This window comes from Ancylobacter sp. TW_SC_1, assembly GCF_056836805.1.
Genome location: NZ_CM166365.1, coordinates 2,995,455 through 3,017,915, shown reverse-complemented (window position 1 = coordinate 3,017,915; position 22,461 = coordinate 2,995,455). Strand labels below are relative to the sequence as shown.

25 protein-coding genes, 1 tRNA gene and 1 pseudogene are annotated in these 22,461 nt (G+C 68.0%); 22 read left to right on the top strand and 5 right to left on the bottom strand.

What is annotated here, in order from left to right:
* The first annotated feature begins 2 nt into the window (after nucleotides 1-2).
* The 3 genes from AC1PZ7_RS13955 (at nucleotide 3) to AC1PZ7_RS13945 (ending at nucleotide 2,356) form a co-directional block, all read left to right on the top strand.
* Nucleotides 3-434, top strand: a complete 432-nt coding sequence (locus tag AC1PZ7_RS13955) for a DUF6163 family protein (protein ID WP_482355814.1) — start codon at nucleotides 3-5, stop codon at nucleotides 432-434.
* Between the two features lie 138 nt (nucleotides 435-572).
* Nucleotides 573-1,094: a transcriptional regulator LdtR gene (ldtR, locus tag AC1PZ7_RS13950; protein WP_482355813.1), complete on the top strand. Its 522-nt coding sequence runs from the start codon at nucleotides 573-575 to the stop codon at nucleotides 1,092-1,094.
* Between the two features lie 107 nt (nucleotides 1,095-1,201).
* Nucleotides 1,202-2,356 carry a GGDEF domain-containing protein gene (locus AC1PZ7_RS13945; protein ID WP_482355812.1) on the top strand — a complete coding sequence of 385 codons (1,155 nt, stop codon included), beginning with the start codon at nucleotides 1,202-1,204 and terminating at the stop codon, nucleotides 2,354-2,356.
* 7 nt (nucleotides 2,357-2,363) lie between these two features.
* Here AC1PZ7_RS13945 and AC1PZ7_RS13940 read toward each other — a convergent pair whose 3' ends face one another.
* On the bottom strand, nucleotides 2,364-3,392 hold the full coding sequence (locus AC1PZ7_RS13940) for a histone deacetylase family protein (RefSeq protein ID WP_482355811.1): 1,029 nt from the start codon (nucleotides 3,390-3,392) through the stop codon (nucleotides 2,364-2,366).
* Nucleotides 3,393-3,630: 238 nt separating this feature from the next.
* Here AC1PZ7_RS13940 and glyA point away from each other — a divergent pair, with 238 nt between their 5' ends.
* The 9 genes from glyA (at nucleotide 3,631) to AC1PZ7_RS13895 (ending at nucleotide 11,405) form a co-directional block, all read left to right on the top strand.
* Nucleotides 3,631-4,935: a serine hydroxymethyltransferase gene (gene glyA / locus AC1PZ7_RS13935; RefSeq protein WP_482355810.1), complete on the top strand. Its 1,305-nt coding sequence runs from the start codon at nucleotides 3,631-3,633 to the stop codon at nucleotides 4,933-4,935.
* Nucleotides 4,936-4,944: 9 nt separating this feature from the next.
* Nucleotides 4,945-5,469, top strand: a complete 525-nt coding sequence (gene nrdR / locus AC1PZ7_RS13930) for a transcriptional regulator NrdR (RefSeq protein WP_482355809.1) — start codon at nucleotides 4,945-4,947, stop codon at nucleotides 5,467-5,469.
* Between the two features lie 33 nt (nucleotides 5,470-5,502).
* On the top strand, nucleotides 5,503-6,615 hold the full coding sequence (gene ribD / locus AC1PZ7_RS13925; protein ID WP_482355808.1) for a bifunctional diaminohydroxyphosphoribosylaminopyrimidine deaminase/5-amino-6-(5-phosphoribosylamino)uracil reductase RibD: 1,113 nt from the start codon (nucleotides 5,503-5,505) through the stop codon (nucleotides 6,613-6,615).
* Entirely contained in the window at nucleotides 6,615-7,205 is a 591-nt protein-coding gene (locus AC1PZ7_RS13920; RefSeq protein ID WP_482355807.1) for a riboflavin synthase, read from the top strand. Before ribD ends, AC1PZ7_RS13920 begins: the two co-directional genes overlap by 1 nt.
* A 42-nt stretch (nucleotides 7,206-7,247) precedes the next feature.
* Nucleotides 7,248-7,739: a 6,7-dimethyl-8-ribityllumazine synthase gene (ribH, locus tag AC1PZ7_RS13915; RefSeq protein WP_482355806.1), complete on the top strand. Its 492-nt coding sequence runs from the start codon at nucleotides 7,248-7,250 to the stop codon at nucleotides 7,737-7,739.
* Between the two features lie 6 nt (nucleotides 7,740-7,745).
* Nucleotides 7,746-8,225, top strand: coding sequence for a transcription antitermination factor NusB (nusB, locus tag AC1PZ7_RS13910; RefSeq protein ID WP_482355805.1), 480 nt, complete (start codon nucleotides 7,746-7,748; stop codon nucleotides 8,223-8,225).
* A gap of 8 nt (nucleotides 8,226-8,233) precedes the next feature.
* Entirely contained in the window at nucleotides 8,234-9,229 is a 996-nt protein-coding gene (gene thiL / locus AC1PZ7_RS13905) for a thiamine-phosphate kinase (RefSeq protein ID WP_482355804.1), read from the top strand.
* Between the two features lie 108 nt (nucleotides 9,230-9,337).
* A complete protein-coding gene (locus AC1PZ7_RS13900; protein ID WP_482355803.1) occupies nucleotides 9,338-10,102 on the top strand; it encodes an ABC transporter substrate-binding protein in 765 nt (254 codons plus the stop codon).
* Nucleotides 10,103-10,163: 61 nt separating this feature from the next.
* Nucleotides 10,164-11,405: an NAD(P)/FAD-dependent oxidoreductase gene (locus AC1PZ7_RS13895; RefSeq protein WP_482355802.1), complete on the top strand. Its 1,242-nt coding sequence runs from the start codon at nucleotides 10,164-10,166 to the stop codon at nucleotides 11,403-11,405.
* Between the two features lie 33 nt (nucleotides 11,406-11,438).
* Here the strand turns inward: AC1PZ7_RS13895 and AC1PZ7_RS13890 are convergent, their stop codons facing one another.
* Complete coding sequence (locus AC1PZ7_RS13890; RefSeq protein ID WP_482355801.1) at nucleotides 11,439-11,975, bottom strand: outer membrane protein assembly factor BamE; 537 nt, start codon at nucleotides 11,973-11,975, stop codon at nucleotides 11,439-11,441.
* 215 nt (nucleotides 11,976-12,190) lie between these two features.
* Here AC1PZ7_RS13890 and AC1PZ7_RS13885 point away from each other — a divergent pair, with 215 nt between their 5' ends.
* The 6 genes and pseudogenes from AC1PZ7_RS13885 to AC1PZ7_RS13860 all read left to right on the top strand — a co-directional run.
* The gene (locus AC1PZ7_RS13885) at nucleotides 12,191-12,754 is read left to right on the top strand and encodes a ubiquinol-cytochrome C chaperone family protein (RefSeq protein ID WP_482355800.1); all 564 of its coding nucleotides are present in this window, start codon (nucleotides 12,191-12,193) and stop codon (nucleotides 12,752-12,754) included.
* Nucleotides 12,751-13,290 carry a YceD family protein gene (locus AC1PZ7_RS13880; protein WP_482355799.1) on the top strand — a complete coding sequence of 180 codons (540 nt, stop codon included), beginning with the start codon at nucleotides 12,751-12,753 and terminating at the stop codon, nucleotides 13,288-13,290. Before AC1PZ7_RS13885 ends, AC1PZ7_RS13880 begins: the two co-directional genes overlap by 4 nt.
* A gap of 121 nt (nucleotides 13,291-13,411) precedes the next feature.
* A complete protein-coding gene (plsX, locus tag AC1PZ7_RS13875; protein WP_482355798.1) occupies nucleotides 13,412-14,488 on the top strand; it encodes a phosphate acyltransferase PlsX in 1,077 nt (358 codons plus the stop codon).
* Complete coding sequence (locus tag AC1PZ7_RS13870) at nucleotides 14,485-15,456, top strand: beta-ketoacyl-ACP synthase III (RefSeq protein ID WP_482355797.1); 972 nt, start codon at nucleotides 14,485-14,487, stop codon at nucleotides 15,454-15,456. Before plsX ends, AC1PZ7_RS13870 begins: the two co-directional genes overlap by 4 nt.
* 99 nt (nucleotides 15,457-15,555) lie before the next feature.
* Nucleotides 15,556-15,861, top strand: coding sequence for an integration host factor subunit alpha (locus AC1PZ7_RS13865; RefSeq protein WP_482355796.1), 306 nt, complete (start codon nucleotides 15,556-15,558; stop codon nucleotides 15,859-15,861).
* A 23-nt stretch (nucleotides 15,862-15,884) separates the two neighbouring features.
* Nucleotides 15,885-16,154, top strand: a pseudogene (locus AC1PZ7_RS13860) (MerR family transcriptional regulator); the annotation flags it as partial.
* 763 nt (nucleotides 16,155-16,917) lie between these two features.
* On the opposite strand, the gene AC1PZ7_RS13855 reads toward AC1PZ7_RS13860, so the two are convergent.
* On the bottom strand, nucleotides 16,918-17,310 hold the full coding sequence (locus AC1PZ7_RS13855) for a septal ring lytic transglycosylase RlpA family protein (RefSeq protein ID WP_482355795.1): 393 nt from the start codon (nucleotides 17,308-17,310) through the stop codon (nucleotides 16,918-16,920).
* A 367-nt stretch (nucleotides 17,311-17,677) separates the two neighbouring features.
* Here AC1PZ7_RS13855 and amaB point away from each other — a divergent pair, with 367 nt between their 5' ends.
* Nucleotides 17,678-19,222 carry an L-piperidine-6-carboxylate dehydrogenase gene (gene amaB, locus AC1PZ7_RS13850; RefSeq protein WP_482355794.1) on the top strand — a complete coding sequence of 515 codons (1,545 nt, stop codon included), beginning with the start codon at nucleotides 17,678-17,680 and terminating at the stop codon, nucleotides 19,220-19,222.
* On the opposite strand, the gene AC1PZ7_RS13845 is transcribed toward amaB, so the two are convergent.
* A complete protein-coding gene (locus tag AC1PZ7_RS13845) occupies nucleotides 19,195-19,860 on the bottom strand; it encodes a nitroreductase family protein (protein WP_482355793.1) in 666 nt (221 codons plus the stop codon). The genes amaB and AC1PZ7_RS13845 overlap by 28 nt on opposite strands.
* A 136-nt stretch (nucleotides 19,861-19,996) precedes the next feature.
* Between AC1PZ7_RS13845 and AC1PZ7_RS13840 the strand changes: the two genes are divergently transcribed.
* From AC1PZ7_RS13840 to AC1PZ7_RS13830, 3 genes are all read left to right on the top strand, one after another.
* The gene (locus tag AC1PZ7_RS13840; protein ID WP_482355792.1) at nucleotides 19,997-20,524 is read left to right on the top strand and encodes a GNAT family acetyltransferase; all 528 of its coding nucleotides are present in this window, start codon (nucleotides 19,997-19,999) and stop codon (nucleotides 20,522-20,524) included.
* Nucleotides 20,525-20,545: 21 nt separating this feature from the next.
* Nucleotides 20,546-20,623: transfer RNA gene (locus AC1PZ7_RS13835), tRNA-Pro, on the top strand.
* 91 nt (nucleotides 20,624-20,714) lie between these two features.
* Nucleotides 20,715-22,190 (top strand): tyrosine-protein kinase family protein, encoded by a 1,476-nt coding sequence (locus AC1PZ7_RS13830; RefSeq protein WP_482355791.1) that lies wholly within the window; start codon nucleotides 20,715-20,717, stop codon nucleotides 22,188-22,190.
* Nucleotides 22,191-22,205: 15 nt separating this feature from the next.
* Here AC1PZ7_RS13830 and AC1PZ7_RS13825 read toward each other — a convergent pair whose 3' ends face one another.
* Nucleotides 22,206-22,448: a DUF2842 domain-containing protein gene (locus AC1PZ7_RS13825; RefSeq protein WP_482355790.1), complete on the bottom strand. Its 243-nt coding sequence runs from the start codon at nucleotides 22,446-22,448 to the stop codon at nucleotides 22,206-22,208.
* Nucleotides 22,449-22,461 lie beyond the last annotated feature (13 nt).

The window sequence follows — 22,461 nt, the reverse complement described above, 5'->3', positions numbered from 1 at the left end:
GCATGAGTTCGCCCTACGATCCCATCGACGCCACGCTCGGGCCCGCCGGCGCGCGGATGCCGCCCTGGCAATGGCGCGTGCTGGTCTATCTGCGTGGACTGGCCGGCTTCCTCATGCTGAAGACCGTCTATAGCTGGACGCTGATCTGCGGCGTGTGGGACGGCGACACCAGCCGCTTCGAGATGCTCTCGCTCGCAGCCCAGTCCGCGGTCATCTGGGCGGCGATCATGAACCCCGTGGCAGCGGTCGGGCTCTGGCTCGGCGCCTCGTGGGGCGTGGTGCTGTGGCTGGTGACGGCGATGGTGCAGATCCTGATCAACGCCTCCGCGCCGGAGGGTGTCGGCCGGCTGATGATTGTCGCCGCCATTGAGACCTTGCTGGTCGCGATCTATGCCTTCCTGACCTACAAGGCGGCACGCGAAAGCGAGGGGTAGGTATCTTCAGCTTTCGTTAACGCATTGCGGTGACGAAAGATTCAGCCTGTCGCTTAAACCGATCTTAGCGGCGCCGATCCACACTCCGGTCCTCACGAGAGGGAGCCAATCCCCACTTTCGAGACCGGGATGTGATCCATGCGAGCAGGACAGGCGACGAACGTCGTTCGGTTGAGCGAAGTCGAGGAAACCCGGCGCGACGAGTTGCGCCCATTGTACCGCGAGGCCGTCACCCTGGTGGAGCGGCTGCACCGGCGCCTTCTCGACGTCGTGAAGGACGAATTCGACCGGCGCGGGCGCGATGACGTCAATGCCGTGCAGGCGCTGCTGCTGTTCAATATCGGCGATTCCGAACTGACGGCCAGCGAGCTACGCACGCGCGGTTACTATCTCGGCGCGAACGTCTCCTACAATCTCAAGAAGCTGGTCGAGACCGGCTATCTCGACCACCGTCGCTCGCGCATCGACCGGCGGTCAGTGCGCATCAAGCTCACCGAAAAGGGCGAGGAGGTTCGTTCCGTCGTCGAGGCGCTGCACGCCAAGCACATCACCACGATCGAGCAGATCGGCGGCATCGGGCCGCTGGAGTTCCAGCAGATCAACAAGGCTCTCAATCGGCTGGAACGCTTCTGGACCGACCAGATCCTTTATCGGCTCTAGCGGGACACGACGTCCGGCGCGGCGCGGCTTTCGCCTCCGGCGCAGCGATCTGATACAGCGGGACAAAGGCGCGGGCGCCGCCTCCGCTGTCGATCAGAGCCGCGACCGTGACTCCGTTTCGCCTGTTCATCCTGCTGAACCCAGCCATAGGCATCGTCTTCGCGACGGTGTTCCTTGTGCTGTGGCTCAACCAGCGCAATCGCCCCTACATCCTGCTGATGGCCGGCGCCACGGCGGCTTTTGCGCTTGCCGTCACGGCGCAGATCACGATCCCGGCCATGCCGAGGATCGGCCTGAACACGATGATATCGGCGGTGCTCTACCAGCTCGCCCTCAGCCTGTTCGTCGAGGCCTTGCTGACGCGCGTCGGCGTCGGCGGCAACCGCCGATGGCTCGTCGCGATCTCGGCGGTGATCCTGACGCTGATGGCCTATTTCTTCTACGTCGACGATAGCCTGAGCACCCGCATCTACGTGCAGAATTTCGGTGCGGGGGCGATGCTGCTCTTCGCCGCGTTCCGCCTTCTCGCGGCTCCGGCATGGAAGCCGATCGACCGGGTGCTGTTCTCGGTCGTGCTGCTGACCGGGCTGCATTTCCTGCCGCGTACCGTGATGACGATGCTCGTCGACGTGCCGGCCGGCATGATCACGCCGGAGAATTTCGGGCGCTCGCTGTTCTATTCGGCGCTGAGCTTCGCGCTCGTCATCCTGGCGCTGCTGCTCTGCCTCACCTTCCTGCTCGCCATCGCACTGGACGTTTTCGATGACCTGCAGCGGGAGCGGAACCGGGACAGCCTGACGCCCCTGCTGAATCGACGTGGCTTCGAGGAGGAGGCCGACCGGCGGCTGGTCCGCCTGCACGGCGCGCCGGCCAGTGTGATCTTCTGCGACATCGACCGTTTCAAGGCGATCAATGACGGTCATGGCCATGCAACCGGTGACGAGGTGATCCGCACCATCGGGCGGGTCATCGCCGAAGCGCTCCGGCACGACGATGTCGCGGGGCGCATCGGCGGCGAGGAGTTCGTCGTCCTGCTTCCGCACCATCGCCTGCACGAGGCTCGCATCCTCGCCGAACGGCTGCGCGCGTGTATCGCGGAAACACATGTCGAAGCGCTCGGCGGCACGACGATCACGACGATCACGGCGAGCTTCGGCGTCGCGGAGGCCGGCTCCGACGAGTCGCTGGACGAGGTGATGCACCGCGCCGACGAGATGCTTTATCGCGCCAAGCGCGGCGGACGGAACCGGGTCGAAGGGTGAGCGCCGCTCACCCCTGCTCGAACCCCTCCAGCGTGTTGGCGACGTTGGTGCCGATGGCCTCCACGGCGTAGCCGCCTTCCATGACGAACAGGGCCGGCAGGCCGAGTTTCGCGATGCGCGCGCCGATCTTCAGATAGTCCGGGCTGTCGAGCCGGAACTGCGAGATCGGATCCTCCTTGTAGGTGTCGACGCCGAGCGAGACGATCACCACGTCCGGCGCGTAGGCTTCGAGGCGCCGGCAGGCCGCCTCCAGCGCCGCACCCCAGACGGCAAAGTCGGCGCCCCAGCGCAGCGGGAAATTGGCGTTGAAGCCGTCGCCCGCTCCGGCGCCGGTCTCGTCGGCATAGCCGAGGAAATAGGGAAACTCCTGCAGCGGATCGGCGTGGATGTTGCACACGAGCACGTCGGCGCGCTCGTAGAAGATCGCCTGCGTGCCGTTGCCATGGTGATAGTCGACGTCGAGGATGCCGACACGCGCGGCGCCACGATCGCGAAAGCTCTGAGCCGCGACGGCGGCGTTGTTGACGAAGCAGTAGCCACCCATGGTCGCCTGATGGGCATGATGGCCGGGCGGACGGCAGAGGGCGAAGGCCGTCTTCTCGCCCTGCGCGATCAGATCCACTCCGGTCAGCGCGATGTCGGCACCCGCCTGCACCGCGTCCCAGGTGCCGGCCACCATGCAGCAGCCGGCATCGAACGAGAAATGACCGAGCTTGCCGTCGATGTTCTCCGGCTCGATGTAGCGCATGCCCGGCGCGCGCCAGAAGCTCGGCAGCGCCGGAAAGTCGCGGCCGTCGGCGGTCCACATCTCCCAGGCAGTCGAGAGGAAGCGGACATAGGCCGCGTCATGCACCTTGAGCACGGGCTCGAGGCCATGCGCGTCCGGGGCGACCAGCGGTCCGAGACCACGCTCGCCGATGGCATTGAGGATCATCGCGACGCGTTCGGGCTTCTCGAAGGCCGGCACGACCTGGCCGTTCATGAGCTCGACATGGCCGGAATGGCCGAGATGGCGCGGTGAGTGGATGATCTTCATGGCGCCCTTCCAGATTCGCGGGAGGAGGGGCGGTCACGATAGGCGGGCGGGGTTGGAAATGTCATCCGTCCAGCGGCGGTGTCGCGCAGCTCCGCACGAGCTGCCGCGTGGATGCAAGGCATCCCTGCGGGCAGCGTGCTTTGAAAGCACCGGGTGCTGTGCTAAGCGACCCGCCTCGATTTCGCGGTCGGCACGCCGCCGGCCGGGAGGCATCGCCACCGCCCAGGGAGGCCGGTCTATGTCGTCCGAAGCGCACGCTTCTTCCAATTTCATCAATCGTTTCTTCTCGGCGCCGCTGGCCGAGACCGACCCGGAGCTCGCCGGCGCCATCACCGCCGAACTCGGCCGCCAGCGCGACGAGATCGAGCTGATCGCGTCGGAGAACATCGTCTCGCGCGCCGTACTCGAGGCGCAGGGTTCGGTACTCACCAACAAGTACGCCGAGGGCTATCCGGGCCGTCGCTACTATGGTGGCTGCCAGTTCGTTGACGTGGCCGAGCAGCTCGCCATCGACCGTGCCAAGAAGCTCTTCGGCGCCGGCTTCGCCAATGTGCAGCCCCATTCGGGCGCGCAGGCCAACACCGCCGTATTCTTCGCGCTGATGCAGCCGGGCGATACCTTCCTCGGCCTCAACCTCGCCGCCGGCGGACACCTGACGCATGGCGCGCCGGTGAGCCTGTCCGGCAAGTGGTTCAAGCCGGTGCCCTACAATGTGCGCCGCGACGACCAGCGCATCGACTACGAAGAGGTCGCCAAGCTCGCCGACGAGCACAAGCCGAAGGTGATCATCGCCGGTGGCTCGGCCTATCCGCGGCATATCGACTTCGCGAAGATGCGCGCCATCGCCGATTCGGTCGGAGCCTATCTGATGGTCGACATGGCCCATTTCGCCGGCCTCGTGGCGGGCGGCGTGCACCCCAACCCGGTGCCGCATGCGCATGTCACGACAACGACGACTCACAAGACGCTGCGCGGCCCGCGCGGTGGCATGATCCTGACCAATGACGAGGATCTGGCGAAGAAGTTCAACTCCGCCATCTTCCCCGGCACCCAGGGCGGACCGCTGATGCATGTGATCGCGGCGAAGGCGGTGGCCTTCGGCGAAGCGCTGCAGCCGGAGTTCAAGGTCTACGCGAAGAACGTGGTGGAGAACGCGAAGGCGCTTGCGGAAAACCTCAAGGGCCACGGCTTCGAGATCGTCTCCGGCGGCACCGACACGCATCTGCTGCTGGTCGATCTGCGTCCGAAGAAGCTCACCGGCAAGGTCTCGGAGATCGCGCTCGGCCGCGCCCACATCACCTGCAACAAGAACGGCATCCCCTTCGACCCCGAGAAGCCGATGGTGACGTCGGGCGTGCGTCTCGGCACGCCGGCCGGCACCACGCGCGGCTTCGGCGTCGCGGAGTTCCAGCAGGTCGGCGACATGATCGCCGAAGTGCTCGACGTGCTCTCGCAGAAGGGCACGGAGGAGGATAGCCTCGTGGAAGGCGCGGTGCGCGGCAAGGTCGCCGACCTGCTCGCCCGCTTCCCCATCTACAGCTGAGGCCACACGATGCGCTGTCCCTACTGCGGAAGCCTCGACACCCAGGTCAAGGACTCCCGTCCCACCGAGGACAGCGCCGCCATACGCCGCCGCCGCATCTGTCCCGATTGCGGCGGCCGCTTCACGACGTTTGAACGCGTGCAGTTGCGCGAGCTGACCGTGCTCAAGCGCTCGGGCCGCCGCGTCCCCTTCGACCGCGACAAGCTCGCCCGCTCCATCGAGGTGGCGCTCAGGAAGCGTCCGGTCGATCCGGAGCGGGTGGAGCGCCTCGTCTCCGGCCTCGTGCGCCGGCTGGAGAGCATGGGCGAGAGCGAGATTTCCTCCGAGATGATCGGCGAGCGGGTGATGGAAAGCCTGAAGCAGCTCGACGACGTCGCCTATGTCCGCTTCGCCTCCGTCTATCGCAATTTCCGCGAGGCAAAGGATTTCGAGACCCTGTTGGGCGAGCTCGAGACCAAGCCTGCGGAAGGTGCTGCCGACGAGACTGAACCTGTCACCGCGCGCAGCCCGGGCGGCGTGGCGTCTGACGATTGATGCCGTCCATCCGTACGGCGGCGCATTTGAGCCATGACCAGAACTGCACATGACGATGCCCTGATGGCGACGGCGCTCAATGTCGGGCGCCGCGAACTCGGCCACACCTGGCCGAACCCCGCCGTGGGCGCGCTCGTCGTCCGTGAGACGGCGAAAGGGCCGGTGGTGCTCGGCCGCGGCTGGACCAGCAAGGGGGGACGTCCCCATGCCGAGCCACGGGCGCTCGAGCAGGCGGGGGAGGCGGCCCGCGGGGCGACGCTCTACGTCACGCTGGAGCCCTGCTCACATCATGGCGGCACGCCGCCCTGCGTGGATGCCGTGCGCGCCGCCGGCATCGCGCGCGTGGTGGCCGCCATAGAGGACCCGGATTTCCGCGTCGCCGGCCGCGGCTTTGCCATCCTGCGCGAGGCGGGTATCGAGGTCGACGTCGGCATCGGCGCCGCAGAGGCGCGGATCAGCCATGCCGGCCATATCCGCCGCGTTACCGAGGGGCGTCCGCATGTGATGCTCAAGCTGGCGGTTTCGGCCGATGGCAAGGTCGGCCTCGCAGGCAGGCGGCCGGCGGCGATCACCGGCGAGGTGGCGCGCGGGCGCGTGCACATGTTGCGCGCCACGCATGACGTGGTGATCACCGGCATCGGCACGGTGCTCGCCGACGATCCGCTGCTGACCTGCCGGCTGCCGGGCATGCAGGACCGTTCGCCCCTGCGCATCGTGCTCGATGCCGACCTGCGCCTGCCGCCGACCAGCGCGCTGGCGCGCAGCCTCAATGTCGCGCCGTTGTGGATCGTCGCGGCCGAGGATGCGCCGAATGCCCCCGAAGAGATGCTGGGCGCCATGGGCGTCGAGGTCATGCGTGTCCGCCGGCGCCCGGATGGCAGTCTTGATCTCAATGAGATGCTGAAGCTGCTGGCGCTGCGGGGTCTCACCCGCGTGATGGTCGAGGCGGGGCCACGCGTCGCCGCGTCCTTCCTGCGCGCGCAACTCGTCGACGAGGCGAACCTCTTCGAGGCGCCCGTGCGTCTGAGCGAAGACGCGCTCGATGCGCTTGAGGGACTGCCGCTTTCGGCCCTCGATGACTATCTGAGCGACGCGGAAATCGAATGGCACGGCGAGGATCGCCTGCGCATCATGAGGCGTCGCTAATGTTCACCGGTATCATCACCGACATCGGAACCCTGCGCGCGGTGGCACCGCGCAACGAGGTCCGGCGCCTGACCATCGCCACGCGCTACGACACGGCGACGATCGAGCTGGGCGCGTCCATCGCCTGTTCGGGCGTGTGCCTCACCGTCGTCGCGACGCAGCCCGACGCCTTCGAGGTTGAGGCGGCGCCTGAGACACTCGCGGTGACGACCGTGGGCGGCTGGACCGCCGGCCGCCGCCTGAATCTCGAACGCGCGCTCAAGATCGGCGACGAGCTGGGCGGCCATATTGTTCAGGGGCACGTCGACGGCGTGGCCAGGGTTCTGGCGCGCGACGATCTCGGCGAGACGACGCGCTTCACCTTCGAGGCGCCTGCTGCACTGGCGCCCTTCATCGCCACGAAGGGCTCGGTGGCGCTCGACGGTACCTCGCTGACGGTCAACGAGGTCGATGGCCCTCGCTTCTCCTGCCTGCTCATTCCGCACACCCTTGCCCACACGACATGGGGCGATGTGCGGGCGGAAAGCCGTGTCAATATCGAAGTCGACATGATGGCCCGCTATGCTGCGCGGCTTGCGGAGTTCCGTTGACGCCTGTACGTCGTCGGCCGACCAGTTTCATGAGGTAGTTCCATGGCGAGCCCCCGCCCGCCGCGCGCATCCGATGCCGCCGCCCTTCCACTGACCGGAGCCCGCGTCCTCGTCGTCGAGGCGCGCTTCTACGACGACATCGCCGACGAACTGCTGGCCGGTGCCACGCAGGCGGTCGCCGCCGCCGGCGCGAGCGCCGAGGTGATCTCGATGCCCGGCGCTCTCGAAATTCCGACCGCCATCGCCATCGCACTCGACGCGGCAGCCGCGGCCGGAACACCATATGACGCCGTCGTGGCGCTCGGTTGCGTGGTGCGCGGCGAGACCTATCATTTCGAGATCGTCGCCGAGCAATCCTCGCGCGCCCTGATGGACCTCGCCGTCGCCCGCAAGGTGCCGCTCGGCAACGGCATCCTGACAGTCGAGAATGACGAGCAGGCCTGGGTCCGCGCCCGCGTGTCCGACGGCAACAAGGGCGGCGGCGCGACCGAGGCCGCGCTGGCCCTGCTGCGTCTCAAGCGCCGGGTGGGGTGAGGCATCATGACCACCGCAAAGCCGATCAACCATAAACCTCTGCGCAAGAGCGCCGCGCGGCTCAACGCCGTGCAGGCGCTCTACCAGATGGACCTCGCGGCGACTCCGCTGACGGAAATCCTCGCCCAGTTCGAGAGCCACTGGATCGGGCAGGAGATCGAGGGCGAGGAGATCGCCTCGGCCGACCTCAATCTCTTCCGCGACATCGTCGGCGGCGTGGTGCGCGATCAGCGTTCCATCGACCCCGAGCTCGAGGCGGCGCTGGTGCAGGGCTGGCCGCTCAAGCGGATCGAGGCGGTGCTGCGTGCCGTGTTGCGCGCGGGCACCTATGAGCTTTCGGCCCGCCCGGATGTCCCCGCCCGCGTGGTGATCGCGGAATATGTGAATGTCGCCGCCGCCTTTCTCGACCGCGAGGAAACCGGCATGGTCAATGCCGTGCTGGATGGCATCGCGCGCGAGAAGAGGTCGGCTGAATTCGCCGGTTAGGAGGCAGCATGACGGCGGGCGGCTCCGGCGAGGACAGGTTGATCGCCCGGCTGTTCGCGCCGATCGCGACCCATCCCGGCGCGCTTGGCCTGCAGGACGACGCAGCCCTGCTGGCGGTTCCGCCCGGCCATGAACTGGTGCTGACCAAGGACGCGCTCGTCGCCGGCGTGCATTTCTTCGCCGACGACCCTCCCGAATCGATCGCCCGCAAGGCGATGCGGGTGAACCTGTCGGACCTCGCCGCCAAGGGCGCCGACCCGCTCGGCGTGCTGCTCGCCTTCGCTATTCCCCCCGACATGGAACCGGCAGCGCTCGAGGCGTTCGCGCGCGGCATCGGCGCCGACGCAGCGCTGTATGGCGCGCCGCTGCTCGGCGGCGATACGGTTCGCACGCCCGGTCCCTTCACCGTCTCGATCACCGCCCTTGGCGTCGTGCCGTCCGGGCAGATGGTTCGCCGTGCCACGGCAAGGCCCGATCAGGCCATCGTGGTGAGCGGCACCATCGGCGACGCCGCGCTCGGACTTTGTCTCCGTCTCGATCCGAAGCGCCCGGGCTTCGCGGACCTCGGCGCGGATGCGATCGCCTTCCTGAAGGATCGCTATCTCCTGCCGCGCCCCCGCCTGGCGATCGCCCGCGCCCTGCGCGGCCGTGCCAGCGCCGCGATGGACGTCTCCGACGGTCTCGTCGGCGACCTGACCAAGATGCTGGCGGCCTCCGGCGTTGGTGGCGAGATCGACATTGACCGCGTGCCACTGAGCGCGGCGGCGCGGGCGGCGGTGGCGGCGGAGCCGGCACTGCTGGAAACGGCGCTCACCGGCGGTGACGACTACGAGATCCTCGCCGTGCTGCCGGACCACGAACTCGATGCCTTCAACACCTTCGCGACCGCGGCGGGCATCGGCGTGGCGGTGATCGGGCGCACGCATGCGGGCGAGGGGCTCGTCATGCGCGCGGCCAACGGTGCGCCGGTGAATTTCGCTCAAGGCAGCTTCAGTCACTTCTGACAAGCCCCGCCAAAGGTCGGGCGATTCCGCGATTGCCTGTCACCTTGCGGCGACCTAGCCTCTGGCGAGGCGCCGGAGCACCCGGTGTCGGACATCGGGAACAGCCAAATGAAAATCGCCAAGATTCTGCTCGCGGCCGCCGCGCTCGCCATTGGCGCGGGAGCCGCGCAGGCCGAGATCAAGAAGGTCCGCATCGGCACCGAAGGCGCCTATCCGCCCTTCAACTCGGTCGACTCGGCCGGCAAGCTGGTCGGTTTCGACATCGATATCGCCAACGCCCTGTGCGCGAAGATGAAGGTGGAGTGCACCTTCGTGGCGCAGGATTGGGACGGCATCATTCCGGCGCTCCTCGCCAAGAAGTACGACGCCATCGTCGCCTCCATGTCGATCACCGACGAGCGCAAGGAGAAGGTGGCCTTCACCATCCCCTATTACCTGACGCCGGGCAGCTTCATCGCGCCGAAGGACACCAAGCTCACCGACATCACGCCGGCGGCGCTGAAGGACAAGGTGATCGGCGCCCAGTCGGCCACCACCGGCGCGACCTATCTCGAGGACAAGTACAAGGGCTCCGAGATCAAGCTCTACCCGACCCAGGACGAGGCCAATGCGGACCTCGCCGCCGGCCGGCTGGACGCGATCCTCGCCGACAAGTTCGTGCTCTACGAATGGCTGGAGAAGTCGGCCGACGGCAAGTGCTGCAAGTTCCTCGGTCCGGACCTGAAGGACATGAACCCGCAGGGCACGGGCATCGCCGTCCGCAAGGAGGACAACGAGCTGCGCGAGATGATCAACAAGGCGATCAAGGAGATCGAGGCGGACGGGACCTACGCGAAGATCAACGCCAAGTACTTCCCGTTCCCGATCAACTGACCCTCTCCGGGCGGCGGGCACCCTGTCCGCCGCCATTTTCTTCCGCGGAAGTATCTCGCCCATGAAGACCGACACGATCGTACTCGGTGCCGGCATCGTCGGCACCAGCGTCGCCCTCAACCTCGCGATGCGCGGCCGGTCGGTCGTCCTCGTCGACCGGAGGGGACCGGGCGAGGAAACCTCCTACGGCAATGCCGGCCTGGTCGAGCGCGCCTCGATCTATCCGGTCGCCTTCCCGCGCAAGCTGGCGATGCTGATGGACGTGGCCCGCGGCCGCAACCCGGCGGCGAACTACCACTGGAACGCGCTGCCGGGCCTTGTGCCGTGGATGTATGCCTACTGGCGCGCCTCGGCGCCGGCCCGCATCCTCGATTACGCCCGCCACATCGAGACGCTGCTGACGCATAGCCTCGCGGAGCATGAGCGGCTTGCCCGCGCCAGCGGCGCCGAGCATTTCTTCCGCGAGGGCGGATGGCTGAAGCTGTACCGCACCGAGGCCGGGCTCGCCAATGAGCGCAGCGAATTCCCTCTGGCCCGCAGCTATGGCCTCAGCGCCCGCGAGATCGGCGTCGACGAGGCCTTGGCGATGGAGCCGTTCCTGCGCCAGGTGTTCAGCGGTGCGGTGATCTGGTCCGATCCGCATTCGGTGTCGAGCCCCGGCGGGGTGACGCAGGCCTACGCCGCGCATTTCGCCGATATTGGCGGCCATGTGCGACAGGGAGATGCGCGCACCCTGGCGCGTCTTGGCTCAGGCTGGGCGGTCACGACGGACCAAGGCAGCGTCGAGGCCCCCGACGTGGTGGTGGCGCTCGGCCCGTGGGCGATGGACGTGGTCCGCCCGTTCGGCCTGCGCCTGCCGCTGCAGGTCAAGCGCGGCTACCACATGCACTACCATGCCGAGGGCAATGCGGCCTTGTCGCGCCCGGTACTGGATGAGGAGGGTGGTTACGTCATCACCCCGATGGTCGGGGGCGTCCGCCTGACCACAGGCGTCGAGTTCGCCCGGCGCGACGCGCCGAAGACACCGGTCCAGCTGGATAAGACGGAGCTGCTGGCGCGTGAACTGTTCCCGCTCGGGCCGCGGGCGGAGCCCGAGCCCTGGATGGGTTCCCGGCCGGCTTTCCCGGACATGCTCCCGGCGATCGGCCCGGCGCCGGGCCAGAAGGGCATGTGGCTCGCCATCGGCCACCAGCATCTGGGCTTCACGCTGGGGCCGATCACCGGCCGCCTGCTGGCGGAAATGATGACCGGCGAAGAACTCTGCGCCGATCCCGCGCCGTTCTCCGCCGAGCGCTTTCGCTGACGCTGCAAGCCGCCGTCCGGCGGCGGCCGGGGACTACATGCCCGGCCGGAACGTCGTCGCGTTGAAGATCTGGCCGAGCAGCGAGACTTCCTGCCCGCCGGTCGGGGTGCTGCGGCTGACGAAGTCGAACACCTTGCCGTCCTTCAGCCCGTAGTCTGCGACGCGGGTGACGCGCTTGTCCTTCGGATCGAAATAGACGGCAATCACGCGCTGTTCGGTGATTTCCGGCCGCAGGAACATCACCTTCTTGGCCTTCTGCGAGATGTAGTAGAAGACCTCGCCGTCGACGGTCGCGATGGTGGAGGGCGAGCCAAGCACCAGCAGCACCTGCTCCTGGCTCGACCCGATCGGGATCTGGTCGAGCGCGCCTTGGCTGATCACATAGCCGCGCTGCTGTTCCGAGACGAAGCTCGTCGGGCTGCGCGGCAGACCCATGCTCGCCGTGGCCATCGGCGCACCACCCGAGCAGGCGGAGAGTCCGACTGCCGCGATCCCGGCCGCCGCGACTGCGGTCAGTGCAGTGATCCGGGCGCCGGGCGCCTTCTGCTGCGTCACGCGCGTCGATGCCATCCACTCAACTCCAAAGCTTCGCCGTCCGGCAAGGCAAGCCCGCCGACCGCGTCCATGGCAGAAAGCACAGGGCGGGGGCATAACGCAACCTGACTGGTCCCGTCGTGCCGAGGCAACCATTCGGGGTTGCCAGCGCCATCCGCCCGCGCTAACCCGCCTTCCATGCCGTATCCGCGCAAGGTGGCGAGGCAGCGGCAACGAGGCGGGAGCCGTCCATGATTCTGCGTTTCTTCCGCCGGAATGACGGAAGCGAGACGATTCAGCGGCTCTATGGCGCGATCGTGGCACGATCGCGAGATCCGGCGCTCTATACCGATTTTGGCGTGCCTGACACGATTGAAGGGCGCTTCGAGATGATCCTCGTCCATACTTTCCTCCTGCTTCACCGGCTGAAGAACGAGGATGAGGGGCGCCGCGCGCTCGGCCAACGCGTGTTCGACGCCTTCTGCACCGATATGGACGCCAACCTGCGCGAGATGGGTGTCGGCGACCTCACCGTTCCGAAGAAGATGAAGAAGGTCGCGGAAGCCTTCTATGGCCGGGTGGGCGCCTATGACGCGCCTCTCGACGCCGGCGAGGCCGATGTGCTCGCCGAGGCGGTGCTGCGCAATGTTTTCGGATCGAATGCCGATCGCACGCTTCAGGCAACGGCCCTCGCGGCCTATATGATCGGGGCGGCCGACGAACTGAAGGCGGCCCCCTCCGAGACATTCGCCGCCGGAGAGTTCCCGTTGGCCGCGCCGGCTGCATTGAGTTCCACGGAGACTGCGTCGTCATGACGGACGCCTTGCCGCTTTCCAAACCCGTAATCGTGGCCAGCCTTCCCGACGAGGGGCTGACGTTCACGCTCGCACCCGACGCCCGGATCCGCGCCGATCTGGCGAAGGATTTCGGCATTCCCGGCATTCCCGCGCTCACCGCGCGCGTCATCCTGACGCCGGAACGGGCGGGCGGCGTGCATGTGACCGGTCATGTCGACGCGGTGGTCACGCAGACCTGCGTGGTCACGCTGGAGGATTTCGACACCCCGGTGTCGGAGGACATCGACATGCACTTCGCGCCGGAGGAGCGGCTCCCCGAGATCCGGCCCGGTGCGGAGATCGACGTCAGCGAGGTCGACATTCCCGATCCGCTGGTCGACGGCACCGTCGATGTCGGCGCCGTCGTGGCAGAGTTTCTCGCGCTCGGCCTCGACCCCTATCCGCGCAAGCCAGGGGCGAAGTTCAAGGGTCCGGCCGCGCCCACGCCCGAGCAGACCTCGCCCTTCGGCGCCCTCGCCAAGCTGCGCGACAAGGACGGCGAAGGCTCCGAATGAGCCGCGTCGGGCCGGGGAATTTAAACGTCGCTATTGTCATGGCGCCTCAAGTGAGGCATGCCGTCTGCGCGGCCACGGCGTCGCACCGCCGCCCCCACGACCAATGAGACCGCGCCGCTAGATGTCTTCGACCGTCCGAATAGCGCTCGACGTCATGGGCGGAGATCATGGTCCCGACGTGGTTCTTCCCGGGGCGGACATCGCCCTGACCCGTCATCCCGACATCAGCTATCTCCTTTACGGCGACGCCGCCCGGATCAACGAGATCCTGAAGCGTCACCCGCGCCTCGCCGCCGCCAGCAAGGTGATCCATACCGACGTCGTCGTGCGCATGGACGACAAGCCGAGCCAAGCGCTGCGGCAAGGCCGGCGGGTCTCCTCGATGTGGCGCGCCATCGACGCGGTGCGGCTGCACGAGGCCGATTGCGCCGTCTCGGCCGGCAACACCGGCGCGCTGATGGCGATGGCCAAGGTCAACCTCAAGATGATGGCCGGTATTTCCCGCCCCGCCATCGCCTGCCTGTGGCCGACCATGCGCGGCGAAAGCGTTGTGCTGGATGTCGGCGCCTCGATCGGCGCGACGGCGCAGCACCTGGTCGACATGGCGGTCATGGGCGCCGCCATGGCCCGCATCGTGTTCGACATCGAGCGGCCGACCGTCGGTCTGCTCAATATCGGCGTCGAGGAGATCAAGGGCGTCGAGGAGGTCAAGCACGCCGCCGCGGCGCTGCGCGAGGCGGACCATCCCGGCCTTGCCTATCACGGTTTCGTCGAGGGCGACGACATCGGCCAAGGCGTCGTCGACGTGGTCGTCACCGAAGGCTTTTCCGGCAATATCGCGCTGAAGACCGCCGAGGGCACCGCCAAGCAGGTGGCGGAGTTCCTGCGCGGCGCCATCAACCGCAGCTTCATCGCGAAGATCGGCTACGTGCTGGCACGCGGCGCGTTCCGCGCCTTGCGCGAGAAACTCGACCCGCGCAAGTCAAATGGCGGGGTGTTTCTCGGCCTCAACGGCGTCGTCATCAAGAGCCATGGCGGCACCGACGCCGAAGGTTTCGCTTCGGCGGTCGATATCGGCTACGACATGGTCCGCTACCAGCTTCTCTCCCGCATCGCGGCGGGAATGAACGATCGTCCGCAGGTCGGCGCGACCGCCGCTGTGGATGCCACCGCCTCTGAGTTACAGGTTTCATCGTGAGTGCAATCCGTTCCGTGGTGCGAGGCGTGGGCTCGTATCTGCCCGCCCGTTGCCTGACCAATGCCGACCTTGCCCAGATGGTCGACACTTCCGACGAATGGATCGTCCAGCGCACCGGCATCCGCACGCGCCACATTGCCGCCGAGGGCGAGGTGACGTCCGATCTCGCGTTGCACGCCGCGCGCGCCGCCCTGGCCGATGCGGGGCTGGAACCGGGCGACATCGATCTGATCATCCTTGCCACCTCCACCCCGGACAACACCTTCCCGGCGACGGCGGTGAGCGTGCAGGCCGGCCTCGGCATCACCCACGGCGCGGCGTTCGATCTTCAGGCGGTGTGCTCCGGCTTCGTCTTCGCATTGGCGACCGCCGACAACTTCCTCAAGTCGGGTGCCTACCGGCGCTGTCTCGTCATCGGCGCGGAGACTTTCTCGCGCATCCTCGACTGGTCCGACCGCACCACCTGCGTCCTGTTCGGCGATGGCGCCGGCGCGATGGTGCTGGAGGCGGTGAGGGACGAGACGGAAGGGCGCGGCGTGCTGACCACGCATCTGCGCTCGGACGGGCGCCACAAGAACAAGCTCTATGTCGACGGCGGCGTCTCCTCCACCCGCAGCGTGGGCTATCTGCGCATGGAGGGGCGCGAGGTGTTCCGCCACGCGGTCGGCATGATCACCGACGTGGTCGTCGATGCCTTCGAGGCGACCGGCGAATCCGCCGACACCATCGACTGGTTCGTGCCGCACCAGGCCAACCGGCGCATCATCGATGCCAGCGCGGTGAAACTCGCCATCGCGCCGGAGAAGGTGGTGATCACGGTCGACCAGCACGGCAATACCTCGGCGGCCTCCATTCCCCTCGCGCTGGCGGCGGCCCATGCCGATGGCCGCATCAAGCGGGGCGATCTGGTGCTTCTGGAGGCGATGGGAGGCGGCTTTACCTGGGGATCGGCGCTCCTTCGCTGGTAATGTACGGATCTCGCGCGATGCGCCGTTGACCGGCCATGGCGACGGCGCCTAGTTTGGTTGTTCGACAACATCAGAACCGACGGGATAGGGAAGACGGCAATGGCGGGTCGTACCATCACGCGCGCCGATCTGTGTGAGGCGGTGTATCAGCGGGTTGGGCTGTCGCGGACCGAGTCGGCGGCATTGGTCGAGACGGTTCTTACCGAGATCGCGGACTGCGTGGCCCGGGGGGAGACGGTGAAGCTATCCTCCTTCGGCTCCTTCGTCGTGCGCCAGAAAGGCGAGCGCGTCGGCCGCAATCCGAAGACCGGCGAGGAGGTGCCCATCGCGCCGCGCCGGGTCATGGTGTTCAAGCCCTCCAACATCCTCAAGCAGCAGATCAACGGGGACTCGCCCGAGTCGTGAGCCCGCGACAGGAGCAGCAGAGCGTGGAGAAAGGGCCCGACGCCTTTCGCACGATCAGCGAGGTCGCCGACGATCTCGATCTGCCGCAGCACGTCCTGCGCTTCTGGGAAACCCGGTTTCCGCAGATCCGCCCGCTCAAGCGCGGCGGCGGCCGGCGCTATTACCGCCCCGACGATGTCGAGCTGCTGCGCGGCATCCGTCACCTTCTGTACGGGGAGGGCTACACCATCCGCGGCGTCCAGCGCATCCTCAAGGAAGAGGGGCCGCGCTACGTCCAGGCGATCTGGCGCGATGTCGAGGCGGATGATCTGGCCGTCACCGCGCTGGAAGAGCGCGAGGAACGTGCCGTGCGCCACGCCGGCCCGCGCGACACTGCCCCGCCCGATTCCGGACATCCCGGACGGCCGCGCGAGGATCAGGCGCCACGCAGCGGTCCGCTTAGCGGCATCCTTAATCTGCTGCCCACCCGCCAGCGCGAGACGCCCGAGGAGCCGGCCCAACGCCGCGCGCGCCGGCGGCCGGAGAACGAACCCGATCTTCTGGAACTGCCGCTTCTGCCGGATCTGGAACCGCAGGTGAAGCCACCGCGCGCCGAGCCTGTGCTGCGGCACATGCCGCCTTTCGTGGAACCCCAGCCGCGTCAGGACGTTCAGCCGCGCCACACGCAGGAGCCGCGCGAAACCGCGCCCCTGCCGGAAGCGCCGCCGCCTGGGGCGCGTCCGGTGTTTCCGTTCCGGACGGTCTCGCCGGAGCCTGCGCCCGGCGTCTTCCGGGATGGTGACGATTTTCGCGAGGATGTGAGCTACGTGCCCGAGCGGGCCCGGCCGGCGCACGCCGCCCCGGCGCGTCCCGTTACCGCGCCGCCAATGGGGCAGGCGCCGCTGCGCGCGGGCGGGGTACATGATGACGAGCCCCCCGCCCGGACGAAACTGAGCCGCGACGATGTCCAGCGGCTGCAGGCGGCACTCTATGAGTTGCAGGATTGCCGGCGTCTGCTCGACGCCGTGCGTGACCGGGACGACTGAACGCGTCTCCCGGACATGGGTCGGTCGCCGTTCAGTCGACGACGGCGATCTCGACCTTGGCGACGCCGCGCTTGCGGAAACCCAGTTCTTCGGCGACGGCCGTCGACACGTCGATGATCCGTCCCTTCACGAAGGGGCCGCGATCGTTGATCCGCACCACGACCGAGCGGCCATTGGCCCGGTTGGTGACGCGAACCCTGGTGTTGAAGGGCAGGCTGCGATGCGCGGCGGTCCTCGCCTGAGCGCTGTGCCGCTCGCCATTGGCGGTACGCCCGCCATAGCCGTAATACGACGCCATGCCGGTCGTCGGGCCTTCATTCTTCTTGTCAGCAAGGGCAGCATTACCGCCGGCGATAAAGATGATCCCCGCCGCGCACGCCGCGCCGGCAACCCGTCCTATTCCCCAAGCCGTCAATACCTTCATCCTTCTCCAATTGCATCCAGGACGTGCATGGAAAGGAATTATGGCCAGGGCATCACGACAATGTGGCTATAAGTTGGAGCAGCCGAACTATCGTGGCATGCATGATAAGAAATACGGAACGCATAGTCACGCTAGTCTTGTGCTTCTCCCCAAGATGATGACCTCCGTCCGGTCGGCGCGCAACGGCTGTAGCCGAGACGTTAACCCGTTGATTTTGTACGCTTCGAGAACCTTTGGGAGAGGTCCGGGATAATGCTCTCGGATATTGGCGACATGGATCTTCGTCCAAAGCCATGATGGATTTCACGGGCCCGCCGGTGCTATTGAGCGCGCCAAGGCAAGAGCCCATTCCATGAGGAGCGTGACGATGGCGACGAACGAGACGCACAAGGTCCAGGAGCCGGTTGCCAACGAGGTCGCGCACCTGTTGCGAACCCTCGGCGTGCCCGATTCCAGCTGGCGCAATGGCACCCGGCCCGTCCGCTCGCCGATCACCGGCGAGGTGGTCGCCCATGTCGCCGAGGCCGGCGCCGACGATGTCGCCCATGCGGTCGATCGCTCCGTGGCCGCCTTCGAGGCGTGGCGGACCGTGCCGGCACCCCGGCGCGGCGAACTGGTCCGTCTGCTTGGCGAGGAACTGCGCGCCCACAAGGCCGAGCTCGGCCGGCTGGTGACACTGGAAGCCGGCAAGATCGTCTCCGAAGGCCTCGGCGAGGTGCAGGAGATGATCGACATCTGCGACTTCGCCGTCGGCCTGTCGCGCCAACTCTACGGTCTCACCATCGCCTCCGAGCGTCCCGGCCACCGGATGATGGAGACCTGGCATCCGATCGGCCCGGTCGGCATCATCACCGCCTTCAACTTTCCCGTCGCGGTGTGGTCGTGGAACACGGCGCTGGCGCTGGTGTGCGGCAACAGCGTGCTGTGGAAGCCCTCCGAGAAGACGCCGCTCACCGCGCTGGCCGTGCAGGCGCTGTTCGAGCGCGCGGCGGTGGCCTTCGGCGGCGCGCCGGAGGGGCTCTCGCAGCTTCTCGTCGGTGGCGCCGAGGTCGGCGCGGCGCTGACCGACGATCCCCGCGTGCCGCTCGTCTCGGCGACCGGCTCGACGCGCATGGGCCGCATCGTCGGCGAGCGCGTGGCGCGCCGTTTCGGCCGCTCCATTCTCGAACTCGGCGGCAACAACGCCGCCATCGTCTGCCCCTCGGCCGATCTCGACCTCGCCCTGCGCGGCATCGCCTTCGCCGCCATGGGCACCGCCGGCCAGCGCTGCACCACGCTGCGCCGCCTCATCGTCAATGAGAGCGTCTACGACACCCTCGTGCCGCGTCTGGCAAAGGCCTATGGCTCGGTCGGCATCGGCGACCCGCGCGAGGCCGGCACGCTGATCGGCCCGCTGATCGACGCCGCCGCCTATGAGGGCATGCAGAAGGCGCTGGAGGCCGCCCGCGCCGCCGGGGCCCGCATCCACGGCGGCGAGCGCGTGAACGCGGCGCAATGGCCGGACGCCTATTACGTCCGGCCGGCGCTGGTCGAGATCGACGAGCAGATCGACGTCGTGAAGCACGAGACCTTCGCGCCGATCCTCTATGTCCTGCGCTGCACCGGTCTGCCGGAGGCGATCAAGCTGCACAACGGCGTGCCGCAGGGGCTGTCCTCGTCCATCTTCACCAATGACCTGCGCGAGGCGGAGACCTTCCTCTCGGCCGAAGGCTCGGATTGCGGCATCGCCAACGTCAATATCGGCCCCTCGGGCGCCGAGATCGGCGGCGCCTTCGGCGGCGAGAAGGAAACCGGCGGCGGGCGCGAGTCCGGCTCGGATGCGTGGAAGGCCTATATGCGGCGTGCCACCAACACCATCAACTATTCGCGCTCGCTGCCGCTGGCTCAGGGCGTGTCGTTCGACATCGACTGATCGGGCGTCCAGAAGCGCACCACCTCGTCGAGGACCGGCCGCGGCCGGTCCTCGTTCGTGCGCACCGGTCGACCGATATGGATGAAGCCGGCGACCTTTTCCCCCGGCGCCACGCCGACGAGCGCCGCGGCCTCCGGATCGCGGCCCGGCCATTTGAGCAGCCATTGCGTGGCGAATCCCATCGCGGAGGCGGCGACGGTCAGCGCCATTCCGGCCGCACCTGCCGACAGGGCCTGATTCCACTCCGGCACCTTGGACGAGCGGTCCGGCCGGCTGACCAGCACGACCGTCACCGGCGCGCGCAGCAGATACAGCGTCCACATGTCCGCCTTGGCGGCCGGCAGGTAGGGATTCTGTCGGGCATAGAGCTGATCGAGCCGGACGCCGAGGGCGCGCCTCGCCTCGCCTTCGATCACAATGAGCCGCCACGGCGCGAGACGGCCGTGATCCGGTACGCGGACGGCGAGCTGCAGCAGGCGCTCGAGCTCCTGCGGCGTCGGGCCGGGCTCGACGAGGCCGCGCAGCGGGGCGGAGCGCCGCGATTCGAGCCGTGCCAGCATCTCCTGCGAGAGTGTGGTCTCCAGCGGCGGCGCGCCGTCGTCGGCGGGCAGGGGCTGGCCGTGGCTGTGATGGTTCATGGCGCGTTTCCGGGTCCGGTGGTGCTCCATCATATGGCCCACGCGGTGCCGCATGGCACCCCCGCGCATCGTGATCCCCGCTTGCCGGCGCGAGGCCTCGCCCTAGTTACCGCCGCACCGTGGCGTGGAGCCCCGCATGAGCCTCGTCATCCGCCTGGTCTTCGCCGTCGCCGCCTGCGCCCTGATGGCGGTCGCCGCTACGCTTCTGGTCTACGCGCCCTATGTCGTGCTCCGCGAGAGTCTGGCTGGCGAGGCCCGGCTGCACCAGTCGCTGCTCGGCGCCGTGGGCTATCTCATCGTCGCCATCGCGCTGTTCGACGTCGCCAAGTACTTCTTCGAGGAGGAAGTGCCGGCCGGGCGGGAAAAGCGCACCGCCGCCGACGCCCGGCGCGGGCTGACCAAGTTCGTCTCGACCATCATCATCGCCATTTTCCTCGAGGCGCTTGTGCTGGTCTTCGAGACCGCGCGCGAGGAGGTGCCCGACGTGAAGTACGCCGCGCTTCTGGTGCTGGCGGGCTGCGTCACGCTGGTCTCCCTCGGCGTCTTCCAGCGCCTCAGCGCGGCGACCGAAAAGCAGGTCGGCCCCGAGCCGGACACCAAGCAAGATGGGGAGGAATCGACCGGAGGCGACGGCCGGCTTGCATCGCGACCGGCAAATGGCTAGACAGACGGCGCCTCGCGGCGTCGGAGCGTAGCGCAGCCCGGTTAGCGCACTAGTCTGGGGGACTAGGGGTCGGAGGTTCAAATCCTCTCGCTCCGACCATTCCGCGCCCGATCATGGGCCGGATACACAGCCCGCGACGCATCAATCCGCTTTAACACGGTGGAAACCATGACGGTGCCTAATGGGCACCATGATGGATCAGAGCGAAATCTCCCCGGAGACGGCGACGGCCGATGAGGCAGCGACGCCGGCCGAACCGATTCGGCGGGCCCGTGCGGGACGCCTGCTCCGCCATATGCTCGCCCCCGCTCTGGCCGGCCTCCTCGTCGGCGGCGTGACGAGCCAGGTCTCCACCCCGCGCTATCAGGCAGAAGCCCGCCTGTGGATCGACAGCCGCAACGCGGTCGCCGGCAGCGACGGCGTTCAGGTGCTTTCCTCGCGCGACTTCGCCCGCCAGGTGATCGAAAGCCACCGGCTCGCCAGGCGCCTCGCCGCGCCGGTCGACGCCGCCACCGGCGCGCTCTCCGGCGCCGCGCTGCGGCTGGCCGGCTTCGCCATGCTGCCGGAAGCCGCCCCCAGCTCACGCGAGACGCTGGCGCTGCGCACCGTTGAGCGTGGCCTGACCACGCGCGAGATCGGCGGCGGACAGATTTCCATCGACTTCGTTTCGCCCGATGCCCGGCTTTCGGCCGACGTCGCCAATGCCTTCGCCGCGACCTATGTCGAACTGCGCGAGAGCCGCGGACCGTTCAACATGGATCCGAACGGGCCGGCGATCACACCGGGTCGAATCGTCGCCTCGGCGGTGCCCGCCTCCGCGCCGCGCTGGCCGACACCGCTGATCTCCAGCCTTGCCGCCGGCATCGGCACCTTCCTGCTGGTCTTCGGCTTCCAGGCCTGGACCCGCCGCCGCAATGCCTGGGCCGGGCAGGAGGTGGGCGCCGTGCCCATGCCGGAGACCGCGCCGCCCTCGCACCAGCACCTGCCCTGGATCGGCGCTTCGGATGGGGGCTATCCCGGCAATGCCGAGATGTCGACGTCGCTGCGGCTGCTGTCGCGCGAGCGTGAGCTGGCCGATCTCTCCCGGCTGATCGAATTGCGCGGCCCGGCCGCCCGGCTGGTGATCGTGACGGGAACCCGCGCCGACGAATCGATTGCCCGCTGCGCCGTGGCACTCGGCCGGTCGCTGGCGGTCGCCGCCGAGCGGCGGGTGGTCCTCGTCTGCCTCGACATGGCGGTCGACACCCTCGAACAGCTCACCGGCGACCCGCGCGCACCGGGCCTGACCGACCTGCTGTTCGGCGTCGCCAGCTTCTCCGAGGCCATCCATCGCGAGAACGCCTCGCGCTGCCACGTCATTCCGCCGGGGCGCGGCGCCCGCGAATCCGGCGGCCTCGTCGCCTCCGACCGGCTGCCGCTCATCCTCACGGCTCTGAAGCACACCTATGACCACGTCGTGGTAGCGGCGCCGCCGCTCGGCGGCGTGGAGGGCGCCGACCGCATCGCCGCGCTGGGACCGACGACGATTCTGGTGACGCAGCCCGGCGGCATGGCGACCGATGCGGTTCAGGCCTTCGATGCGCTGGCGGCTCAGGGGTTTGGCGAGATCGCCATGATCAGCTTCACGCCGGAAGGCGCGGAGAATGCCCTGTCGCGCGCCGCGTGAGACGGGACAGCGCCATCACAGAGTGTCGGGGCGACGGGCGTATTTCTGCATCCAGCGTATGAGCCAGCCGGCCGGCACGATCCAGCCGGCCCCCAGGATCACATAGGCGACGAACTGCCAGAAGGCGGGCAGGGTGGTGACGCGTCCCTGCGCCAGCGCCATGGCGCCGAGCGCCCAGGCCAGCACCAGCACGACCATCAGAACCGTGCCGATGAACTTGCGCAGGCGGGCGGACATGCCAGTGCGGGGGGCGGTCATGAGCGGGCTCCGG

Coding starts and splice junctions, on each gene's coding strand:
- AC1PZ7_RS13900 (WP_482355803.1), top strand. CDS start 9,338: ATGAAAATCGCCAAGATTCTGCTCGCGGCCGCCGCGCTCGCCATTGGC.
- ribD (WP_482355808.1), top strand. CDS start 5,503: ATGACCAGAACTGCACATGACGATGCCCTGATGGCGACGGCGCTCAAT.
- ldtR (WP_482355813.1), top strand. CDS start 573: ATGCGAGCAGGACAGGCGACGAACGTCGTTCGGTTGAGCGAAGTCGAG.
- ribH (WP_482355806.1), top strand. CDS start 7,248: ATGGCGAGCCCCCGCCCGCCGCGCGCATCCGATGCCGCCGCCCTTCCA.
- nusB (WP_482355805.1), top strand. CDS start 7,746: ATGACCACCGCAAAGCCGATCAACCATAAACCTCTGCGCAAGAGCGCC.
- AC1PZ7_RS13840 (WP_482355792.1), top strand. CDS start 19,997: ATGAGCCTCGTCATCCGCCTGGTCTTCGCCGTCGCCGCCTGCGCCCTG.
- AC1PZ7_RS13885 (WP_482355800.1), top strand. CDS start 12,191: ATGATTCTGCGTTTCTTCCGCCGGAATGACGGAAGCGAGACGATTCAG.
- thiL (WP_482355804.1), top strand. CDS start 8,234: ATGACGGCGGGCGGCTCCGGCGAGGACAGGTTGATCGCCCGGCTGTTC.
- AC1PZ7_RS13865 (WP_482355796.1), top strand. CDS start 15,556: ATGGCGGGTCGTACCATCACGCGCGCCGATCTGTGTGAGGCGGTGTAT.
- glyA (WP_482355810.1), top strand. CDS start 3,631: ATGTCGTCCGAAGCGCACGCTTCTTCCAATTTCATCAATCGTTTCTTC.
- AC1PZ7_RS13825 (WP_482355790.1), bottom strand. CDS start 22,448: ATGACCGCCCCCCGCACTGGCATGTCCGCCCGCCTGCGCAAGTTCATC.
- amaB (WP_482355794.1), top strand. CDS start 17,678: ATGGCGACGAACGAGACGCACAAGGTCCAGGAGCCGGTTGCCAACGAG.
- AC1PZ7_RS13830 (WP_482355791.1), top strand. CDS start 20,715: ATGATGGATCAGAGCGAAATCTCCCCGGAGACGGCGACGGCCGATGAG.
- AC1PZ7_RS13895 (WP_482355802.1), top strand. CDS start 10,164: ATGAAGACCGACACGATCGTACTCGGTGCCGGCATCGTCGGCACCAGC.
- AC1PZ7_RS13855 (WP_482355795.1), bottom strand. CDS start 17,310: ATGAAGGTATTGACGGCTTGGGGAATAGGACGGGTTGCCGGCGCGGCG.
- plsX (WP_482355798.1), top strand. CDS start 13,412: ATGTCTTCGACCGTCCGAATAGCGCTCGACGTCATGGGCGGAGATCAT.
- AC1PZ7_RS13920 (WP_482355807.1), top strand. CDS start 6,615: ATGTTCACCGGTATCATCACCGACATCGGAACCCTGCGCGCGGTGGCA.
- AC1PZ7_RS13955 (WP_482355814.1), top strand. CDS start 3: ATGAGTTCGCCCTACGATCCCATCGACGCCACGCTCGGGCCCGCCGGC.
- AC1PZ7_RS13845 (WP_482355793.1), bottom strand. CDS start 19,860: ATGAACCATCACAGCCACGGCCAGCCCCTGCCCGCCGACGACGGCGCG.
- AC1PZ7_RS13940 (WP_482355811.1), bottom strand. CDS start 3,392: ATGAAGATCATCCACTCACCGCGCCATCTCGGCCATTCCGGCCATGTC.
- nrdR (WP_482355809.1), top strand. CDS start 4,945: ATGCGCTGTCCCTACTGCGGAAGCCTCGACACCCAGGTCAAGGACTCC.
- AC1PZ7_RS13880 (WP_482355799.1), top strand. CDS start 12,751: ATGACGGACGCCTTGCCGCTTTCCAAACCCGTAATCGTGGCCAGCCTT.
- AC1PZ7_RS13890 (WP_482355801.1), bottom strand. CDS start 11,975: ATGGCATCGACGCGCGTGACGCAGCAGAAGGCGCCCGGCGCCCGGATC.